19 protein-coding genes and 1 pseudogene are annotated in these 20862 nt (G+C 40.0%); 11 read left to right on the top strand and 9 right to left on the bottom strand.

Annotated elements, in window-relative coordinates; all coding sequences use genetic code 11:
* Window positions 1-89 precede the first annotated feature (89 nt).
* From rpoH to FTU05_RS01240, 5 genes are all read left to right on the top strand, one after another.
* Window positions 90-959 (top strand): RNA polymerase sigma factor RpoH, encoded by an 870-nt coding sequence (gene rpoH / locus FTU05_RS01260; RefSeq protein WP_180034717.1) that lies wholly within the window; start codon window positions 90-92, stop codon window positions 957-959.
* 169 nt (window positions 960-1128) lie between these two features.
* Window positions 1129-1494, top strand: a complete 366-nt coding sequence (locus FTU05_RS01255; protein WP_180163994.1) for a DUF423 domain-containing protein — start codon at window positions 1129-1131, stop codon at window positions 1492-1494.
* Between the two features lie 57 nt (window positions 1495-1551).
* Complete coding sequence (gene thiS / locus FTU05_RS01250) at window positions 1552-1749, top strand: sulfur carrier protein ThiS (protein WP_180163992.1); 198 nt, start codon at window positions 1552-1554, stop codon at window positions 1747-1749.
* A gap of 12 nt (window positions 1750-1761) precedes the next feature.
* Window positions 1762-2547, top strand: coding sequence for a thiazole synthase (locus FTU05_RS01245; protein ID WP_111885685.1), 786 nt, complete (start codon window positions 1762-1764; stop codon window positions 2545-2547).
* Between the two features lie 181 nt (window positions 2548-2728).
* A complete protein-coding gene (locus FTU05_RS01240; RefSeq protein WP_180163990.1) occupies window positions 2729-3301 on the top strand; it encodes a hypothetical protein in 573 nt (190 codons plus the stop codon).
* An 81-nt stretch (window positions 3302-3382) separates the two neighbouring features.
* On the opposite strand, the gene FTU05_RS01235 is transcribed toward FTU05_RS01240, so the two are convergent.
* Window positions 3383-3994, bottom strand: coding sequence for a glutathione binding-like protein (locus tag FTU05_RS01235; protein ID WP_078188886.1), 612 nt, complete (start codon window positions 3992-3994; stop codon window positions 3383-3385).
* Between the two features lie 215 nt (window positions 3995-4209).
* On the opposite strand from FTU05_RS01235, the gene FTU05_RS01230 reads away from it, so the two are divergent.
* The 3 genes from FTU05_RS01230 to trmB all read left to right on the top strand — a co-directional run bounded on the left by FTU05_RS01230 (window position 4210) and on the right by trmB (window position 8772).
* The gene (locus FTU05_RS01230; RefSeq protein ID WP_180163988.1) at window positions 4210-5652 is read left to right on the top strand and encodes a SulP family inorganic anion transporter; all 1443 of its coding nucleotides are present in this window, start codon (window positions 4210-4212) and stop codon (window positions 5650-5652) included.
* A 288-nt stretch (window positions 5653-5940) separates the two neighbouring features.
* Complete coding sequence (locus tag FTU05_RS01225; RefSeq protein WP_180163986.1) at window positions 5941-7881, top strand: ATP-binding protein; 1941 nt, start codon at window positions 5941-5943, stop codon at window positions 7879-7881.
* 174 nt (window positions 7882-8055) lie between these two features.
* Window positions 8056-8772, top strand: a complete 717-nt coding sequence (gene trmB / locus FTU05_RS01220; protein ID WP_078188891.1) for a tRNA (guanosine(46)-N7)-methyltransferase TrmB — start codon at window positions 8056-8058, stop codon at window positions 8770-8772.
* A gap of 104 nt (window positions 8773-8876) precedes the next feature.
* Here trmB and FTU05_RS01215 read toward each other — a convergent pair.
* The 6 genes and pseudogenes from FTU05_RS01215 to FTU05_RS01190 all read right to left on the bottom strand — a co-directional run bounded on the left by FTU05_RS01215 (window position 8877) and on the right by FTU05_RS01190 (window position 16242).
* Window positions 8877-10493: pseudogene (locus FTU05_RS01215) on the bottom strand (GMC family oxidoreductase).
* 215 nt (window positions 10494-10708) lie between these two features.
* Entirely contained in the window at window positions 10709-11392 is a 684-nt protein-coding gene (locus FTU05_RS01210; protein WP_180163984.1) for a class I SAM-dependent methyltransferase, read from the bottom strand.
* A gap of 62 nt (window positions 11393-11454) precedes the next feature.
* Entirely contained in the window at window positions 11455-12231 is a 777-nt protein-coding gene (locus tag FTU05_RS01205) for a Rossmann-like and DUF2520 domain-containing protein (protein WP_180163982.1), read from the bottom strand.
* 226 nt (window positions 12232-12457) lie between these two features.
* On the bottom strand, window positions 12458-12670 hold the full coding sequence (locus tag FTU05_RS01200; RefSeq protein WP_180003031.1) for a hypothetical protein: 213 nt from the start codon (window positions 12668-12670) through the stop codon (window positions 12458-12460).
* Between the two features lie 331 nt (window positions 12671-13001).
* Complete coding sequence (gene pepN, locus FTU05_RS01195) at window positions 13002-15611, bottom strand: aminopeptidase N (RefSeq protein ID WP_180163980.1); 2610 nt, start codon at window positions 15609-15611, stop codon at window positions 13002-13004.
* 355 nt (window positions 15612-15966) lie between these two features.
* On the bottom strand, window positions 15967-16242 hold the full coding sequence (locus tag FTU05_RS01190; RefSeq protein ID WP_078193640.1) for a hypothetical protein: 276 nt from the start codon (window positions 16240-16242) through the stop codon (window positions 15967-15969).
* 494 nt (window positions 16243-16736) lie between these two features.
* Between FTU05_RS01190 and FTU05_RS01185 the strand changes: the two genes are divergently transcribed.
* The 3 genes from FTU05_RS01185 to thiM all read left to right on the top strand — a co-directional run bounded on the left by FTU05_RS01185 (window position 16737) and on the right by thiM (window position 19188).
* Complete coding sequence (locus FTU05_RS01185; RefSeq protein ID WP_078193641.1) at window positions 16737-17000, top strand: hypothetical protein; 264 nt, start codon at window positions 16737-16739, stop codon at window positions 16998-17000.
* A gap of 149 nt (window positions 17001-17149) precedes the next feature.
* A complete protein-coding gene (locus FTU05_RS01180) occupies window positions 17150-18307 on the top strand; it encodes a hypothetical protein (RefSeq protein ID WP_180163978.1) in 1158 nt (385 codons plus the stop codon).
* Window positions 18308-18318: 11 nt separating this feature from the next.
* The gene (gene thiM / locus FTU05_RS01175) at window positions 18319-19188 is read left to right on the top strand and encodes a hydroxyethylthiazole kinase (RefSeq protein ID WP_180163977.1); all 870 of its coding nucleotides are present in this window, start codon (window positions 18319-18321) and stop codon (window positions 19186-19188) included.
* 99 nt (window positions 19189-19287) lie between these two features.
* Here thiM and FTU05_RS01170 read toward each other — a convergent pair whose 3' ends face one another.
* Together FTU05_RS01170 and FTU05_RS01165 are read right to left on the bottom strand one after the other, a co-directional pair.
* On the bottom strand, window positions 19288-19839 hold the full coding sequence (locus FTU05_RS01170) for a hypothetical protein (protein WP_180163975.1): 552 nt from the start codon (window positions 19837-19839) through the stop codon (window positions 19288-19290).
* Between the two features lie 19 nt (window positions 19840-19858).
* Window positions 19859-20587, bottom strand: coding sequence for a hypothetical protein (locus FTU05_RS01165; RefSeq protein WP_180163973.1), 729 nt, complete (start codon window positions 20585-20587; stop codon window positions 19859-19861).
* Between the last annotated feature and the right edge of the window lie 275 nt (window positions 20588-20862).

The raw sequence follows: 20862 nt of genomic DNA, 5'->3' as shown, positions 1-20862 counted from the left end.
ATACCCAATTTTCCATAATTTACGGAAATATTGGATTAAGATGAATCTTAGTTATTGGGCTTACCCATTTTAATTCTCAAGGAGAAAACATGAGTGACAGCAGCAATCAATTGATGCCCCTGTCATTATCGGCACCTGGGGTGAATCTTGGTGCTTATATTAGTACTGTTAATCAGATTCCAATTTTATCGGCCGAACAAGAAAAAGAGCTGGCTGAGCGTTATTATTATGACCAAGATTTAGACGCAGCTAAAATGCTAGTGATGTCGCATCTTCGTTTTGTTGTGCATATCGCACGTAGCTATGCAGGCTACGGTTTGCCACAAGGTGACCTGATTCAAGAAGGTAACTTGGGCTTAATGAAAGCGGTAAAACGTTTTGACCCAAACATGGGCGTACGTCTTGTATCTTTTGCTGTGCATTGGATTAAAGCAGAAATTCATGAATATGTGATTCGTAACTGGCGTATTGTCAAAATTGCGACCACTAAAGCGCAGCGTAAATTATTCTTTAATTTACGTAGCTTAAAAAAGTCATCTAAAAAATTATCTTTGGCTGAAGCACAGTCGATTGCCAATGACTTAAATGTAACACCTGAACAAGTCTTGGAAATGGAAGGCCGTTTAACTGCTTATGATGCTGCCTTTGAAGCTCAAGGTGATGACGACGATGAAGGTTCGACCCATGTCGCTCCTGCCCTTTATCTCGAAGATAACCGTTACGACCCTGCGCGTTTAGCAGAAGATGAAGATTACGAAGAACAAAGTACCTCAGCTTTACATGAAGCCATGGATCAGTTGGATGACCGTTCGCGTAACATCTTACAACGTCGCTGGTTAGATGACGAAAAGTCGACGCTGCATGAATTGGCGGCAGAATATAATGTATCTGCTGAACGTATTCGTCAGTTGGAAAAAAATGCGATGGAAAAAATTAAAGTCGCAATGTCTTCAAACTAATTTGAAAGTTTTTCCTAGTCATCCTAAAAAAGAGCATTTCGATGCTCTTTTTTATGTCTGAATAGTTTTGAATGACAGGCTGTAACACAAAAACTTTGGGCATTTTTGCTTTAACCCTGCGTGCTAAATATGCTATGGTTATGCGCAAATTTTGTTAAGGTGAATGCACATGTGGATTGCCATTTCCGCACTTAACTTAGCTTTTGCTGTAATGCTTGGTGCCTTTGGTGCACACGGATTAAAAGCTCGCGCGACTGAAGCCCAATTGGCTTGGTGGCAAACTGCAACGGACTATTTGTTTTATCATGCACTGGGCTTACTTGCCCTCGCGATCTTATCCAAAGTCATTCCCCAACTTCCAATAAAAGCCAGTTTCCTGCTTATACAAATTGGTATTTTCTTCTTCTGTGGTTCTTTATATGTGATGGCTCTTGGCTTACCACGCGGTCTCGGTGCAATTACCCCGATTGGTGGAGCGTTGATGATTGCTGGATGGCTTATATTGGCCTGGAATGCATTTAAATACGCAAAATAATTAACAACAGATTTTGGCCTTATTCAATAGGTAAGGCAGCAAGAACGGAATCCACAAATGCAAATCTATTTAAACGGCGAAGCTACACAAACCGAATGTGTCAACCTCTTGCAATTGGTTCAACAATTACAACTGGAAGGCAAACGCTTCGCTGTTGAAAAAAATGAAATGATCATCTCGAAAAGTAAATTGGAACAAACCCCAATTGTAGAGCAAGATCATATTGAAATTATTCATGCCGTAGGTGGCGGCTAAAATGGAGCTCCCATGGAAGATACACCCCTTATCATTGGTTCACGTACATTTAATTCACGACTTTTAGTTGGTACAGGTAAGTACAAGGACTTAACGGAAACTGACCAGGCCATTCAAGCCAGTGGTGCTGAAATTGTGACCGTTGCCATTCGCCGTGTGAATATTGGTCAACATCCAGACCAGCCGAACTTGCTTTCTGTAGTTCCACCTGAGAAATATACGATTTTGCCAAATACAGCCGGTTGTTTCGATGCGAACAGCGCGGTTCGTACTTGTATGTTGGCGCGTGAACTCTTAGATGGTCACAATCTGGTTAAACTTGAGGTTTTAGGCGATGAGAAAACCCTATATCCAAATATTACCGAGACTTTAAAAGCTGCACGTACATTGATTGACGATGGCTTTGAAATCATGGTTTATACCTCAGATGACCCGATTGTGGCACAAGAACTGGAAAGCATGGGCTGTGTAGCGATTATGCCTTTAGGTAGTCTCATTGGCTCAGGTTTAGGCATTCTCAACCCACATACTATTTCGATCATTAAAGACAATGCCAAAGTGCCTGTCTTGGTCGATGCGGGTGTAGGTACAGCAAGTGATGCAGCGATAGCGATGGAATTGGGCTGTGATGGCGTATTAATGAATACAGCAATTGCAGCTGCACAAAACCCTGTTCTGATGGCTTCAGCGATGAAAAAAGCAGTTGAAGCAGGCCGTGAAGCATTCCTAGCAGGACGTATGCCGCGTAAACGCATGGCAAATGCCAGCTCACCTGAAACTGGATACTTCTTTAAATAAGAACTCATTCACGGTATAAAAGAGGACTCTATTGAGTCCTTTTTTTGATTTTGAAAACCTGATAACAATGAAAATATCCCATATATTTTGTACTTTGAGTCTTTGTGTCGCATCTAGTTGGCTGTCTGCCCAAGTGCCAAGCACAGCCAAATCACTCGCGCCTCAAGGTTGGAACATTTTGATGGCTACGACTGGCGACCTAAACAAAGATCAAATGCCAGATATTGCGATGATCGTGGAAAAACAAAAAGTTGATGTGGTGACCTATGATGACGATGGCAAAGTCGTTCATAACCATCCACGAAAACTCATCGTGTTTTTTAAAACCGCAAAGGGATATCAACGTATCGTTGAAAACAACAGTATCCCAGTCGCTCAGCAGCCCAATTCATGCCTACTAGACCCACTTGCTGAAGCAGAAGACATGCAAATCAGTAAAGGCAATTTACTCGTTCATTTTAGTTATTTTATGGCTTGTAGTGGCTGGGAATGGCCCCGACATAGTTATACCTTCCGTTGGCAAAATCAACGCTTTGACCTGATTGGTTTTGACTACAGTAGCTTTCACCGAGCTTCTGGTGAAGAAACATCGAAAAGCTATAATTTTTCGACCTTAAAACGTAAGGAAATTGTAGGCGGCAATATGTTTGAAGATGCCAAAACTCATACCAAATGGTCAACCTTCAAAGCACCACAACAGCTGACGCTTAAAAATATTAACTTTGATGATTTCTATACGCAGTTCGAGTACTAAGTTAAACCTGAGCAATAAAAATCTAGCAATAAAAAACCGCCAATTTCGGCGGTTTTTTTTAATTCAATTTGAATACACAACTTAAGGAATTAAACCTTCATCTCGCATCGCAATTTGAACTGATTGGCGCTCTGCAACTTTGTTGCGTAATGCAATGATATTTTTATATGGCGTTAAATCATGACCGATGCCATTTGACCAATTTGTCAGTACAAAGAGATAAGCATCTGCTGGGCCAAAGTTATCATCGACCAAATAGTCGTTATCCGATTCACCAATCGCTTTATCGATGTATGTCAATAAACGATCAATTTCTGCATAAGCTTTTTCTTTAGCGTCTGCATCTAGTGGAGCACCAAAGAATACAGCATAAGCATCATGTAATTCTGAGTTCAAATAGCCAAGCCATTCTAAAACTTTGGCACGACCTAAACCTGATGGTGGAATTAAGTCTTGTTTTGGATCATGCTGTGCAAGGAACGGTAAAATGGCCACGTTCTCGGTCAGGATCAAACCTGGGTTGATTTCTAATGCAGGTACATAACCTTTTGGGTTGATCTCGTAATAATCCACCCCTTTTTCTGTTTTATGGTTTTTTAGGTCAACACGGACCAAATCAAAATCGACATTAATTTCATTTAAAATTATATGTGATGCTAATGAACATGCACCTGGAGAATAATAAAGCTTCATATCTGATCCTTGTTATGTACTATTCAATGTTTTAAATCTCTTCTGTCAAACTTTCAAGTGATCAAACCTGTAAATTGCAAAAAAGCGTAAATGCTGAAACACATATACTCATTGACTATTGTCCATAATCAAGAAGATTTCAAGTCAATCTGTTATGCATTTTTATACTCAGTTGTTTTAACATAGCCGCGTTTAAGATTTGATGAAAAGTTACCGTGTTACAACTTAAAAAAGAACAATGGTTTTCCAATATTCGTACCGATGTGCTTGCAGGCTTAGTAGTTGGACTGGCGCTAATTCCAGAATCGATCGCCTTTTCAGCTATTGCTGGGGTTGACCCTCAGGTTGGTTTGTACGCTTCGTTTTGTATCGCCGTCACCATTGCCTTTTTTGGTGGTCGTACAGCAATGATTTCAGCTGCTACGGGTGCGATGGCCTTACTTATGATCACATTGGTCAAAGATCATGGTTTGCAATACCTTTTGGCTGCCACAGTTTTAACTGGTGTGATTCAAATCATTGCTGGCTATTTTAAAGTGGCAAAACTCATGCGCTTTGTCTCGCAGTCAGTGGTGTATGGTTTTTTAAATGCTCTCGCGATTTTAATTTTTGTCGCACAGCTACCTGAAATGTCAAAGATGGATAGTTGGGGCTATGTGTTTATGCTTTTAGGGCTTGCGATTATTTATCTGTTTCCATATCTACCTAAAATTGGCAAAGCTATTCCATCACCGCTGATTTGCATTATTGTCCTCAGTGGCTTGGCATTATTTCTAGGTGCAGACCTGCGTACTGTGAGTGATTTGGGTAAGTTTCCAGAGACTCTACCTATTTTCTTGATTCCTGAAATTCCTTTCAATCTTGAAACACTCACGATTATTTTTCCCTATTCCATTACCCTAGCAACAGTTGGCCTATTAGAAACCATGATGACCACGACAGTGATCAATGAAGTCACTGGAACTGAAGGTGATCGTCATCAGGAATGTCGTGGTCAAGGGATTGCCAATATAGTCAGTGGCTTTATGGGCGGCATGGCTGGATGTGCCATGATTGGGCAGTCGATTATTAATGTCAGCTCTGGTGCGCGAACTCGCCTCTCCACTTTGGTTGCAGGTGTATTTTTGTTGTGCTTAGTGGTGTTCTTAAAAGACTGGTTGGCGTATGTCCCAATGGCGGCCTTAGTCGCGATTATGGTTATGGTATCGTTTACCACTTTCCAATGGAAATCAGTCAAGCAATTTTCAAAGCATCCGATGTCTTTTAATGTCGTGATGATAGCTGTGGTGATCGTGGTGCTTGCAACACATAATTTGGCGCTTGGCGTATTGGTTGGTGTGCTCCTCTCTGCGTTGTTTATTATCAATCAACTGGAAAGTTCGGTAAAAGTCACATCAGAACTTAAAGACAATATTCGTAGCTACACAGTCTATGGACAAATTTTCTTTAGTAGCTCTGAGAGTTTTTATCAATTTTTTGATTTTCAGGAGAGGGTTAGTCATGTGCGAATTGATCTGAGTCATGCCCATATTTGGGATATTACTTCCGTTAATATTTTGAAGAATGTCGTACAAAAATTTGAGTCAAAACAGATTCAAGTAGAGGTTTTTGGCTTAAATGAAGCAAGTAGCACTTTACTTGACCGTGTCAGTGACTAATGGGTTTTTGAAATATTCACTTTGAATCAAATCAATTTTCAATAAAGTGTGACCTATTGAAACCCTATGCAGGATGTATATAGCAAAGGGTTTCAATAATCAAAGTCTCATTTGTAATGACATTACATCAAATACCAAGCCTATAAAAAAGAGAAAAATTCACCATTCATTCGATTTAACTGTATAATTCATCTCATAAAATTATAACTATCAATAATAAAACAAAGATTTGATCTGACTTTCTATTTATTTTTTAAATTGTGGATACACAAAATTGGGGGAATTTTAATGGTATGGTTTTGGTCACGACACTGCATTCAAGCAAATCGGCTGCTGGTCTTCGCGAGTCTATTTTGCCTGCTATGTTGTATCGCTATACCCAGTTTTGCCAATGCCACCCCACAGATCTCAAGCAGTCATTGTCCTGTTGAAATTACCCATATTGCCACAGCTAAAAGCGCTGTCGAGCAAGAGCGCCCACGTACAGGTTGGCAAAATCTGCAAAAGCTTCCAGACACTTGGAATAAACGTTGGCCGGATTATCATGGTATCGCTTGGTACAAAATCCAATTTAAGTTGAACTGTGACCTCCATCAATTAAATCAACCCATTGCTATCGCCATACAAGGCATCACCCAAAGTGGACGGGTTTACATCAACGATGCCCTACTTTGGCAAGACTATATTTCAGCAGAGCATTTCTCACGAAGCCAACACCAACCTAGACTATTGAACTTGCCTAGCTCGAGTTTAAAGCAAGGTGTAAATACCATTTGGGTGCAAGTGTATGGTTCGGTGACCCAAAAATCAGGACTCAGCTCAGTTCAAATTGGGGAATACCAGCAAGTCTATAATACCTTTAAAATTTGGTTACTCGAACAACGACAATTAGTCGAACTCAATACGATGATTAATTTCGTCGTGGCTGTGTTCTTTTTTTTAGCATGGCTCGCCAATCGTAATGAAAGAGCTTATTTATGGTTAACCATCACTGGTATGTGTTGGGTGTTTTATAGCCTGTGTATTATTTTTAATGGGCCAATTGCATTTCTAACCACCGTACAGGTCGACCGCATACAAAATATCATTTTCTGTTTTTATACGGTTTTTGGCTGTATTGGTGCATGGTATTTTGCAAACCACCCATTCCCGAAAATTCAAAAACTGTTATTAAGTCTTGCCACCATCGCCGCGCTCTGTATAGGTTTTGCGCCAGAGGCTTATTTAAAGACTGTCATCCAAATTTGTTTTAGCTTCTTTGTTTTGGTCTTTATGGCCAAATGTATTAGCTACCCATATTTAGCCTATAAAGCCAAAATGGCTGAAACCTATTTGCTTGCAACGCTGTATCTGATTTATTTACCGATTGCAGTACATGATGCGCACTTTATGATGACCATGGAAGGCCATGCGCTCTCGCCATATACCGGGCCGCTAACGACCCTCGTTTTGGGCGGGGTACTGGCTTTGCGTTTAGCTCGACACACCCGTCAAATTGAACGTTTTAATAAGACCTTAACTGAAAATGTACAACGAGCTGAACTGAAACTCGCTACTTCACTCGGTCAACAACATCAACTCGCGCTTGAAAATGCACGACTTCAAGAACGAATTCATTTATCTCATGACTTACATGATGGTTTAGGCGGATCAATTGTCCGTTCAATTTTACTGTTAGAACAAAATGATAAAATTGAAAAACCACAAATCATGTCGATGCTTAAACTGTTCCGTAATGATTTAAGACAAGTCATCGATTCAGGTTCGAGTATAGGGACGAAAGTTCCGGACACCCCGATCGAATGGGCGGCGCCGATTCGCCATCGCTTTGTACAGCTCTTTGAAGAATTAGACATGAGCTCAAGCTGGAAATTTGCTGCCGAATGGATTCACTCACCCACTGCAACTCAATGTCTCAATTTGACTCGTGTCACTGAAGAAACCCTGACCAATATTCTAAAGCATAGTCAGGCTAGCAAAGTTCAAGTCAGTTTGTGCGAAACAGAGACTCAACTGATATTACGTATTGAAGATAATGGTATAGGCTTCAACCCTAACGATGTTGAACAAGGTCTACATGTTGGTCTACATAGTATGCAAACACGAATCCATCGTATCGGTGGTGAATTTAAAATACAGTCACAGCCGGGTTGTACCGTTATTGAGGCCATTTTGCCATTTAAACCTGATGGTGCTGACAGTGAAGATCTTGATGAAAAAACAGCCTAGATTAATGTTAATTCATGACTTTTGAGCTAAGTAATTCACTGTACATGGCAAATGCGAAGCACGGCTCCAATCGGTAAGATTGAGCAAAAAGCGGATTTATTCACGGTAAAAATTTGACTTGTGCATCTCAGGACTTAAAATACCGCATTCGAATTTTTTACATTTGCCAAAGTTATGTCGAACGATCAATTAGACCAGCACGCTGTAGATCTGGATAACCTAAACGAACACCGTGAAATCGTGACGTTTATGCGCCGCTCTGCGCCACTTAATACTTCGCAACGTACTGCGCTGGAACAATATGGTCATCTAATTTTGGAATACCCCGTTGGTGATTTGCGTCAGCATTTTGAACACCCTGAACGCCCATTAACTGTAGAGATCGGTTTTGGTATGGGTCGCTCTTTGGTGCTAATGGCAAAAGCAAATCCAGAGCGAAACTTTGTCGGCATTGAAGTGCATGTTCCGGGTATCGCTCAATGTGTTTATGAAGCAGGTCTTGCAGGGTTAACTAACCTTCGAGTATTGGATGCTGATGCCATCCAAGTGCTACGTGAAATGCCAGACAACAGTATTAACACTGTGCAATTATACTTCCCAGATCCATGGCAGAAGAAACGTCATTTCAAACGTCGTTTTGTATCTCATGACCGTATGCCATTGGTTGAAGAAAAATTAGAAATCGGCGGCACATTCCACTCAGCAACTGACTGGGAACCGTATGCTGAATGGATGATCGAAGTTCTTGAAGAACGTCCACGTCTTGAAAACCTTGCAGGTAAAGGCAATAGCTACCCTCGTCCAGACTGGCGTCCACAAACTAAGTTTGAACGTCGCGGAATTGAAGCAGGCCATAAAATTAATGACTTCATCTTCAAAAAAGTAAACTAATTTTTGAATGAAATAAAAAACCACCGTTAGCGGTGGTTTTTTATTGCTGTTTTTGATCTAAGATTTATCTGTGTTGTTTCAAATCACAGGAAAACTGCTTACACCTAGGCTACTTGCGCTTGGAGCTGACTTTGACGAATCATATCCACGGCTTTTTCAGCAATCATCACTGTTGGGGCATTGGTATTGCCATTCACCACAGAAGGCATGATGGAGGCATCGACTACACGAAGGTTTTGAATCCCGTAGACTTTCAATTCAGGGTCAACCACAGACATCTCATCTACGCCCATCTTACAACTACCGACAGGGTGATAAACCGTATCCACACGCTGACGTAAGATTGCACGTATGTCATCATCGGTTTTGACCAGTGAGGTAAATAAATCTTGCTGATAATGACTCGATAAAGACGGCGACATCATTAACTGCTGCGTCAACTTAAAGCCTTGTACCAAATCTTCTAAATCCTGTTCATGCCCTAAAAAGTTTGGATCAATCAATAATGGATCATTGACACTGGAACCACTCAATTTGATCGTACCGCGACTTCTTGGATTGAGCAGACACACATGACACGACAAACCATGACTTGCATGAAATTTCCGTGCATGGTCATCTACTAACGCCACGACAAAGTGTAATTGCAAATTTGGCATTGCTAAATTGGGTGAAGACTTTAGAAAACCACCGCATTCTGCAAAATTTGAAGCAATCATGCCTCGTCGTTCCTTACGATAGCGACCAATCTGCTTAAACATATCAATTGAACCGGGTAAAGATACGCCAAATGTGCCTTGGTATTCTTTGACTTTATAACCAAAAATGAAATCGGGATGATCGTGAAAGTTCTTTCCTACACCCGGTAAATGGTGTTTCACTTCAATGCCATGAGCTTGGAGTTCGGCCTGATCGCCTACTCCAGACAACATTAAAATCTGCGGTGATTGCATCGCACCGGCACTGAGCAAGACTTCACGTCTGGCTTTTAGGTGTTTCATTTGCCCTGCATGTTGGACTTCAACACCTGTGGCCACTTTATCTTCTATAATGATTTAATGTGTTGTGGCTTTGGTCAATACAGTTAAATTTGGCCGATCTAAATGTGGAAATAAATACGCACGTGCCACACTACAACGCTCTCCATTGATATGCGTTACCTGATAAACCCCTAAGCCTTCTTGTTCTGCGCCATTAAAATCATCGAGGACTTTATGGCCTTGTGCACGAGCCGCTTCGGTATAGCGTTGATGGAAAATATTGTCACTTTGTACATCTGTAACAGATAGAGGGCCGTCATTACCGTGGAATTCATTGTGTATTCGGTTGTTATTTTCTGAGCGAATAAAATATGGCAAGACCTCGTCGTATGACCAGCCAGTATTGCCCTGTACCGCCCATTGATCATAGTCATTTTTATGTCCACGAATATAAATCATGGCATTAATACTGGATGAACCGCCAAGGCATTTTCCACGTGGTTGATAGCCTTTACGACCATTCAAGCCAGCTTGAGGCACAGTTTCAAAGGCCCAATTATTGATCTTGGTCGGCAAGCTCACCACGCATGCAGCTGGAATATTGACCGTCCACTGATCACCTTGCCCACCTGCTTCTAGTAAGCACACAGATATATGTGGATCTTCACTGAGGCGTGCAGCCAGTACGCATCCCGCACTTCCGCCACCAATCACGATATAATCAAATTCCATTTTAGACATTATTTTCATCCAATTGATTATTTTTATAAATGCACAATAATGGATTTAACGCTGACTGAAAAGTTTCTTTCTTAAAATAATGAGCGCGATACCGAGCAAGAAAAAATGAGACTATTGATCAAAATTTTGATGTAAGTTTCACTCATGCAAGGTAGCAACAATATCTGTCAAAATGATCGATGGATTTAATACACTCAAACTTGGTCTTTATTCTTTTAATCCATAGACGTTTTAAAAGCACAGTAAGCTGCATAGCTAAAGATTTGACTGAAACAATGGATTTGATCAAAGCCTATTTCCCTCAGTAAGCTTTGATAGTGCTGCTGGCTAATCAGTTCAAAGTCATCTTCTAAACGTTGCATCATTTTTGTCGCTTGCGATGCAGATAAACCCTGCATTTTGCAAAACTCAGGCAGTACATGCTGCTCAAAACGCGAATGAGTTTGCATCAAGTCAAAACTTACAAAAATGCCCTGCGGTTTAAGCAATTCAAAAGCTTTTGCTAAAAAGTTAGTTTTCTCTGACAACAGAATGAAATGCGTCACCAAGATACTCAGCGCCGCATCAAAACAACTCGCCTGCTCAAAAGTAGTGTGACTGCCCAAAACAAATTTGACGCGATGCAACTGTCCAGCAGCTTCAACACTTTGCCGTGTTTGATTCAGCATATTTTCAGATAATTCTGTAACGGTAAATGACCATGTTGGATTCAAGGCCATGAGATAGCCCAATTCATAGCCCGTCCCACATCCAATAATCAGTACATGGGCATCTTCAGCGACATAGCAATTTAACACCGCCTGAATCTGTTGATGGACAAGTTCATAACCGGGAATTAATTTACGTATATGTGCATCATAACTTTCGACCACTTGTGGGCTATTAAAATCTTTTGCCATGTAACATCCTGATTGACATGTATTTCTATGCTAATAAATATTCATTGTTCTTTATAGATTGTTTATTTCTGATGATGCTCAAAAATCTGCTGACTCAGCATTTCATAGACCGCTTTCAGGTCGACTTGATCAGCTTGCTCAAGCATATTGGCGTGCATCTGCATGATATTTTGATCCCCACGCATTGCAGGGCCTGTTTGCATGTTACGCGGTTCAGCCTGAGTCGCTTTATTGGCTGTCTCTAAAATCAATGGATAAAGCAAGCTAAAATCGACGTATTTTGCATCGACAACCTGCTTTGCCATGTCATAACAATAATTACTAAAATTACATGCGAACACCGCAGCAAGATGCAGACTTAAACGTTGTGCCGAATCATATTGATAAACCCTTTGACTCATGCTGTTTGCTAAATCTGTTAATGTCCTCAAATCTGTAGAATCCGCGGCTTCTACAAAGATCGGTGTAGACGTCCAGTCCACATCTCGATCTAAACTAAAGGTTTGTAAAGGATAAAACACCCCTGCTCGCAAATGTTGCTGGGTCAGTACCGTGATATTGGTGCTACCTGAAGTATGCACGATCAAAACCTGTGGCAGATAGGCTGTAACTTGCTGAATAACGGTTGCAATCGACTGGTCGCTCACCGCAATGATCAAAAGATCAATCTCAGCATTCAACTTATTTGGGGTATGAATGGCTTCTGCACCTACACTTGCTGCAAGTTTTTCTGCCTTTTCGAGATTTCGTGCATATACTTGCACAATGTGATGTTGTGGATGAAGTACTTTGAGCAAATGATGTGCAACACGACCTGCACCCACAATACTGATTCGCATATAGTTCTAGCTCATTTTGGATGGCTACAGCATGTCAGGAAAATATCGGACGTGCAAATCGGGTCGTATCAATAGAATTACTAATTTTCAATTCTTCGCATTAGTTTCGCTCAGATAAGCACAAAAAAAGGGATGCGTTTCATCCCTTTTGCTAGACGTCAATCTGCGTCTGATTCATGTCATGTCCATTTCAATCTAGACAAGATCATTGGTATGCACTTTCGTTTTAAGATTTACCAATGATCTGATTCAGAGTCTGTAAGTATTGTTCTGCATCGCGGCGCGCATTGAATTTTTTTTCAAATACACCCGTATTTTGCACACTGTTCGGTGTGTATTCTACAGAAACAACAAAGGTATCAAGCAAATCTCTATTAATCCGAATTGCAATAATATGATGTGAGTTTAAATAAAAACCATCATCAACCTTAACTAACATGACTCGCCTCAAAAATATTGCATAATGAAATAGATAAAAAATCTAAACATTCAAAAACTTGGATGACTTACCGCATACAGTGAGAAATACGATAAATCCACATCATTGTAACGCCATTATGTGATTTGTATTGCAAATATTATGTAATTTAAATAAATAATTAGAGAATATCATTCAGTTTCAGTCTTCTAAACATGATTAATTTTCAATCCTAGCTAAAGATTGGATAAAAAGACTGGATATAAAAAAGCCTGCTGCAATAGTCATGGCAACAGGCTCATTTTAGTAGGACTGATTTAACTCAAATCAATCGTACAAATAGGTTGAATGATTAAACACTTAACATGCTGTTTAAGGTTTCTGACACATTTTTCGATTTCACAACAGGTTTAAGCGCTTCAAGTTTAGCTTTGACTTCACTACGCTGCGGCTCTGCCAAAGTGTACCAACGGGACAAAATTTGCAGTAAACGTGAACCGACAATTGGATTCTTCTCATCGAGGAATTTAGCCAATTCAACAATGTGCTGTACACCAAAGCTCCATGTGTTGACAGGATTGCTATTTAAACCGCCTGTAACCGCACGAATACGGTTCGGTACTTTCAAGTCATAGTCAGGATGAGCAGTTAGTGCCTTGATAGTTTCCGCAGTTGCTTTCGGATGAGCCGCTTGCAACATAAACCATTGGTCCATCGACAAGGCTTCATTTTTAAAGCGTGTATAGAAGGCTTCTAAAGCTTGCTGCGCTTGTGGTGCATCATTCCAAACCAATACTTTTAAAGCACCAAGGCGTTCAGACATATTGCCTGTAGAGCTGAATTGTTCATAAGCCAATTCAAATACAGAAGCATCGCCTTGACGTGCCATCATGCTCAACATGATGTTTTTCAATGCACGAACACCCATGGCTTGTGAAAACTCTTTCTGCGCATCTGGGTCTAAAGTTGCATAAGTCTCTTTAAAGAAAGCACCTAACTCACGTGCCACACGACTTAACAGTGCTTCACGCTGTTCTTGCACTTGGGCAGGACTGTAGTCGGTATCAATACGGCTACCTAAATAACCCTCTGTCGGTACATCGAATAAACGTGAAGCAAGTAATGGATCACGCTCAACCAATGCTGGTAATGTATTTTGAATGGCTTGAACATATATGTCGGCATCATGGCCATTTAACAAAATACGCTCTAACAAAGTTTGGCTAGCTTGCCATTGGTTAAAACCATTCGGCTCGTACTGCATCAGGAAAGCAAGCTCTTCATCTGAATAGTTAAATTCAAGATTAACGGGTGCAGAGAAGTTACGCAGTAAAGAAACAACTGGCTGGGTTTTTACACCGCTAAATGTAATCGTTGCAGTATCGGTATCAAATAAATACACGCCATCTTTGATGCCATTTTCAACCAATGCATCGGAGCTGAGAACTAACTGTTCACCACTCGTCGCATCAAACAATGCCAAAGCCACAGGAATAGGCACTGCTTTTAAATTTGGATATTTTGGATGCGCTTTTAAGCTTTGTTTCAAGCTTAAAGTATAGGTTTGATTTGCAGCATCGTACTCACCTTTTGCTTCAAGTTTTGGTGTACCCGGTTGGTTATACCAAATCAAGAAACTCGATAAATCCACACCTGAACCTGCTGTCAGTGCTGCTACCCAATCTTCAACTGTCACAGCTTGACCATCATGGCGTTTGAAATATTCGTCAGTACCTGCACGGAATTTTTCTTTGCCCAACAATGTCGCCATCATGCGGTTAATTTCCGCACCTTTTTCGTACACTGTTGCGGTATAGAAGTTATTAATTTCAACAAAATGATCTGGACGCGGTGGATGTGAAAGCGGGCCTGAATCTTCTGGGAACTGATGTGCTTTTAATACTGCAACGTCATCGATCCGTTGTACCGCAGCAGATTGTAAATCTTCTGAGAACGACTGATCACGGAATACCGTCAAACCTTCTTTTAAACAAAGTTGGAACCAATCACGACATGTAATACGGTTACCTGTCCAGTTATGGAAGTATTCATGTGCAATCACAGACTGAACACGCATGATCGCTGCATCTGTGGTGTATTCTTCATCAGCAAGCACACAAGAGGTGTTGAAAATATTCAAACCTTTGTTTTCCATTGCACCCATGTTAAATGCACTGGTTGCCACGATCATATAATTGTCTAAATCATAAGGACGACCATAATGTTCTTCGTCCCAACGCATCGAATGTTTTAAAGCTTCCATGGCAATATGACATTTTGGAATGTCTTTTTCTTCTGCATAGATTTCTAAAGCAACATTACGACCTTCAGACGTCACATAAGTGTCTTTAAGTACTGCCAAATCACCAATCACACAAGCAAATAGATACGATGGTTTTTTGGTTGGATCTTGCCAAACGGTATAATGACGACCTTCACCGGTTTCACCCGCTTCAATCAAATTACCATTGGCAAGTAATACAGGGAATTTTTTATCCGCTTCGACACGTGTGGTAAATACCGATAGCACATCAGGACGGTCAGGATAATAGGTAATTTTACGGAAGCCTTCAGGCTCGTTTTGAGTAACGAATAAATCGCCTGCCGCTTGGTATAAACCTTCGAGTTGAGTATTGCTTTCAGGATGAATCACGACTTCAGTTTCAATGACAGCTTGGTCAGGTGCATTTGAAATCACCAGTTGTTCTGCATCTACAACATAGGCATCTGCTGGCAAAACTTGACCATTTAAGCGAATTGATTTGAGTTCCAAATCACGACCCAATAACACCAAATCCCCTGCCGTTTGACGCTGCATCACTAATTTTGCATTTACATTGGTATGGTCATCAAAGACTTGAATATCAAGATCGATACTATCTACGACAAATGATGGTTTTTGATAGTCTTTTAAATAAACAGTTTGGTCTGCTTCGACCACTGGATTTGCCGCAATGTTCATATCTCGTCCTATTCCTTAGTTATTGCTTCATCAGCTTTTTGAACACATTGTGAATGACTTGATCATACGACAAGATGCATAAGCTGTCTTCGCATTTACAATGATTTATATATGGGCTCAGCGCATGTTGTTTTCAATCATCTTTATAGAATAATTTAAAGGCTGGCACATATTTTCGCCATGTTTAAGCAAAATAAATGCCTGAGTTGAGCACAGCTACTGCAATATGGAAATTATTTATCTACATCAAATAAATAAAGTACCTAGATACTAGAAAGAGAAAGTACAGGTGCTTTATATACTTCTGTAACTTCAAATTATTGCGCTCAAACTTACCTGCTTAAGACTTAGAGGATTATTGATTTGCAAAAATTAAATCGAGTGCGCTGTCATAGTCTGCAGCAAAGTAAAATTGAAATGCCGTGACTTTTGAGGTGAGGAATTGCTGAATTTCTTCCGTCGCACCCGCCACATAAATTTTAGATACTTGATGTTGCTGCGCCAGGCCCAATAACTCGATCGTCTTTTCCAGTGTTTGATCATGCCCAATAATCAGCGCACCAACCGTACCCTGTGGCTGCTTATATAATTGCATACGGGTGATATTGCTGTTTTTAAGTGCGTCTGACATATGTATTCCATACAAAGAAAGGATAAAAAAAGATCAAAACCTTTAGAAATCCAGCTGAATCATACTATGTATCAATTTCAGTAGATTCCGCTTTGTTTCAGTCCTGCAAGTTAAGATCATTAGAATTATAAGCTCAATATATACAAATATACTTTTCAAATCCAATCGCTTAGACGATTCCCTCCAAAAAGCACCTAAGCTCTCAAATAATCTCAGTCTTCTAATTTGGATTTGATTGCATACTTCTGTTTAAACCATGCACCAAGATGTTTCTTTTTCAACAGTTTAAGCATTTTGAGAATTCATTAGACATAGCCATACGCATCAATATTATTTTGTTACTTTTAAATTAATAATTTATTTTCAATATCTTAGTAAATAATTATAAAGTTTATCTGCTTTAAAATGTCTACTCAAAACATTTGAGCATGCGTTTTGCATCTACTTAATTGCCAAAAGCAAAATCATCAGGCTAAAACAAAAAGAGGTGCATTATGTTTATTAAAGAACACATCATCCGTATTGAAAATATGAAGACCCTGCAAGCGCTTGATGCTGCAAATATCGACCATCAAGTAATTGCAATGTTTATGACTTGCGAAGGGATTCCACTCAAAGCCTTTGAGGTCAGTTCATTACTTAACTCATATAGTGCATTAGGCACTAAAAAAGTCGCGTCTAAAAAAGTGCAAGCTTTAATACAAGCCAAACAACTTGGAGAGGAGGACGAATCGATCCCATGCCCAGCCGCCTATTAATAATGCATTCTGACTAAAAGCTGCATCATCACTATGCAGCTTTTTTTATTTGTCGACATATCGCCTGAGCTGCCGCAACTGAAATTGCAAACCCGTCTTTAAACAGAGATGTGTATAATCAATTTAACCTTTCAAGAAACGCTGGCAACATGTTCAATATTCTACGCAAACAAATGGATGAAAGTACACAATGCCCGTTGTGTCGTGCATCAATGTATTGGGTAGATGCTGAAAAATTAGATGAGCAAGAATTTAATTTTTATCAGTGTAGCCACTGTCATCATCAAATATTTCCTGAACAGCAATACAACTGTCATTGTGAAAACTGTCAGGCTGCGCGAAAAAAACTACTGAAAGAAACCCGTTTACAAGAACAGCGTAAACTCAAAAATAAAGATATCGTTGAACGTGAATTAAGTGAACTGAGTTTTTTACAGAAACTCTTTTTGCTGGCTTTATTGGATAATCACGTCCAAGAACATACGGCGCATCAAGAATTTATCGACTGGGACGCTATTAAGTATCATAACATCAGCCCGAATTATTTCTTCCAACAATCACTCAAAAAGCATCTCGTGCATGAGCAAATTTTGATTGTGAAAGATGATGCACTACAAGCCGAACAGTATTATATCAATGTCCGTTTGGATGGATATTCAGAGCCCAGCCTTTTTAGCGTAGTACAGCAACTGCGCCATTGGTTTTATGAAAATTTAGCTCTGGGTGTTCCTTTTAAAAGCGCTGACGAAGTGAAAGAGTGCTTGTATCTCCTACTGTTTCAAGAAATTGTGCAATTCATGCAGTTTTACTGTAAGACATGGGGTATTCAAATTGCAGGAAATAAAAGCTTTCAAGTGTTCTGTTATCGCCTACTCGACCATTTAGCGGTTGGGCAGATTTACTATATGATTCAGTCAGCACTCGAATATCTACATAAACAAAAAGCCCTGCAAGTTCGTAATGAAAATTTCATTAACACCAATCTGTTAAAAAAGACCTTACAGCAATACCGTGAACGTGGCTTACAGGAAAAATGGGAAACTTTTACCCTCCCTCGTCCGCCACAATTACCGTTTAGTAAAATGAGTGAAATTTTGCTCTTTAACTTTTTAGGACTCGATGAAAGTATCTTTGTGCAACCAATACGCCATGCTTGGAAAAAAATCGAACCTCGCTTAAATTTTTATTCCACAAAGCGCTGCATGTACTGTGGTTCACAAGAACTCTCTGTCGATTATGATGCCGCAGATTATGTGACCCTGTTCTGCCGTAATTGTAAACATCAAGACCATTACTTCACCCGCTAAGGGAGAAAACGATGAATCAATCTGGAAATTTTGAAACGACCATGAACAGTGAATTGACTGACTTAAATAGCCCGCTTTTGCAAAGCGTTATTAATGCGTGGATTGAACTTCAATCCAAACAACCTTTGGTGCATATCCTCACTAATGCAGTCGCGAGCAATTATGTGGCCAATGTCCTTTTAGCTGCGGGTGCTTCTCCTGCAATGATTGACAATCCCTTTGAAGCTGAAAGCTTTGCCTCAATTGCCAGTGCCTTGAATATCAATTTAGGTACGCCAACGTCTGAACAAATGCAGGCCATGCAAATTGCTGCACAAACAGCACAAAATTTAAATAAACCTTGGGTGCTTGACCCTGTCGGTTATGGCCCCGTTTTGCCATGGCGATCTGAAATGGTTGACCAATTACTCCAGTACAAGCCAAGTATTATTCGTGGCAATGCATCAGAAATCAGTGGTCTTGCAGGTAATCAAGGTGAGTCACGCGGTGTCGATAGCACGCTAAATAGTGCAGAAATTTATTTAAATGCTGTGCCCTTGTTAGAACACTGTGAATGTGTGGCAATTTCAGGCGAATCAGATTTCATCTTATCGAAAGAAATGAATGCAGTGATACAGATTAATGGTGGGTCTTACTTACAACCCAAAGTAACGGCTTCAGGCTGCGCTTTAGGTGCGTTAACAGCGGCATATTGCGCCGTAAGTGAAACGCTAACTGCTGGCACGATCGCAGCACATTTGCACTTTGCGATTGCGGGTCAAAAAGCCTATGAAATTAGCTCAAGTGTCGGCAGTTTTAATGTTGCATTTTTAGATGAAATTTATAATCTCAATGAAGATGATTTCAATCAACTTGCCAACATGCAAATTTATGCACTATGAAGCTATGATAGCTTGAGAAAAACAAAAACAGCTTGAGTAAAGGACTCAAGCTGTTCAGTGTTTCATGCTGTTTTTTAATAATAAAACGCGTCAAAAAGCTTACTGTGCCGTACTATCACTTGCTGCATTGGCATCAAACATTTCTGAATCTTCGATCGTTTCTGTTGGATTACTCAAAATCATGTCGAGGTCATAGTCCCCCGCATAGACAATATTTTTGATTTTTGAACAGTCGCCACCACTCATTTCATAATTTAAGACTTTGGCTTCATCACCAATTTTAAACTCAGCACGAACGACGTTTTTATTTTCATCAAAACTCAGTTTAGGCTGAACGCCTTTTTTCGAATCTTGCTGCGGATCTTGGCTATCCGTGAAAATATCAAAATCCACATTACACGCTTGTTGCGACTGCTTACAGGTAATTTCTTCTTGCATACGTTCCGCTAACGATGGCTCAAAATAGGCAGTAAGTTGATCTTTACTCAAAGCATGCAATTTCAACCCTTGATCATAAATTTGTTTGACCAGTTTTTCGGGGGCAACACATTTCTGCGTTTGCTCTTGTACTTTTTGCTCTGCAGGCTGACAAGCCATTAAAAAGATTGCCGCACCGAAACCGAATAATCGATATATCGTCATTTGTCGCATAACACATCCATGTCCATCATTAAACTGCCCGCCCAACTGCCAGATTCATACTTGCTTCAAAAATGGTTGAAACATTTAATTTACAAATACACATTAAACCCATGCCATCAAAATAATCTGGCACGTACTGCATAAAAAATTGAACATGTTCATCAGATTTTTTCCGTAGCCGAACCAACTGCTCAGGCGTCACCTTCGGTAAATCACAACGATGAACAAAAATATCCTCAGCCCGATGCTGCACATCATGCTGACGGATTTTATAACTATCTAAAACATCCGCATACTCAGTGGGCATCGGGACACCGTGCCTTGGATAAAACTTAACAGAGCGCGAGGCAAATAATGTATATACCTTTGGTTGTGCCAATGTAGCCACAAACCACATCGGAATCGCTGGAAATCGAATCTGATGCTGCATCGCCACTTTAATCGCCGAATTTAAGGTCAGATTTTTCCGACGATAATCAACCAATACCCCAGCCCGTGAATTAAAAATAAAAATCGGTCGATTGTTATGCATAATTTTTAATATACGCACAATGTTTTGCCCGATCAGTTTATCGTGCTCAAAATACTGAATGATTGGTAATGCAACAATATCTGGGTCATGCATGTATTGATAAAGTTGCTCAATTTTAGAAGTTGGGAAAATACATTGATCAAACTCCCAGAGCCGCTGAAACAACTCATGTTTTTCTTCAGTCGTGAGTTTACTAAAATCAATGATATTCTCAGTGATCGCCATACCAACACCCATTTTTTTAATGGATTAACTTTGAATTTCTTCAAAGTACCTAGTTATAAAGTTTTCCGAAGCGGTATTTAAATGAAATAAAATTATTCATAGATCATCAATGATGATTAAAACCCCAAGTTAAAAATGAATCGCTATTTAACCTCATACTTTTTTAAAATCAACCCTGTCAATATTTTTTACTTTTGAACCGCTTTAACCCTCTAAAAGCTCAAAAGTTGCAGCGTTTTTTGACTGTTACATCATGTAAATATAATACGTTTTAA

The organism is Acinetobacter sp. YH12049, assembly GCF_013419875.1.
Lineage (GTDB): Bacteria > Pseudomonadota > Gammaproteobacteria > Pseudomonadales > Moraxellaceae > Acinetobacter > Acinetobacter amyesii.
This window is presented reverse-complemented; position numbering and strand designations above follow the sequence as displayed.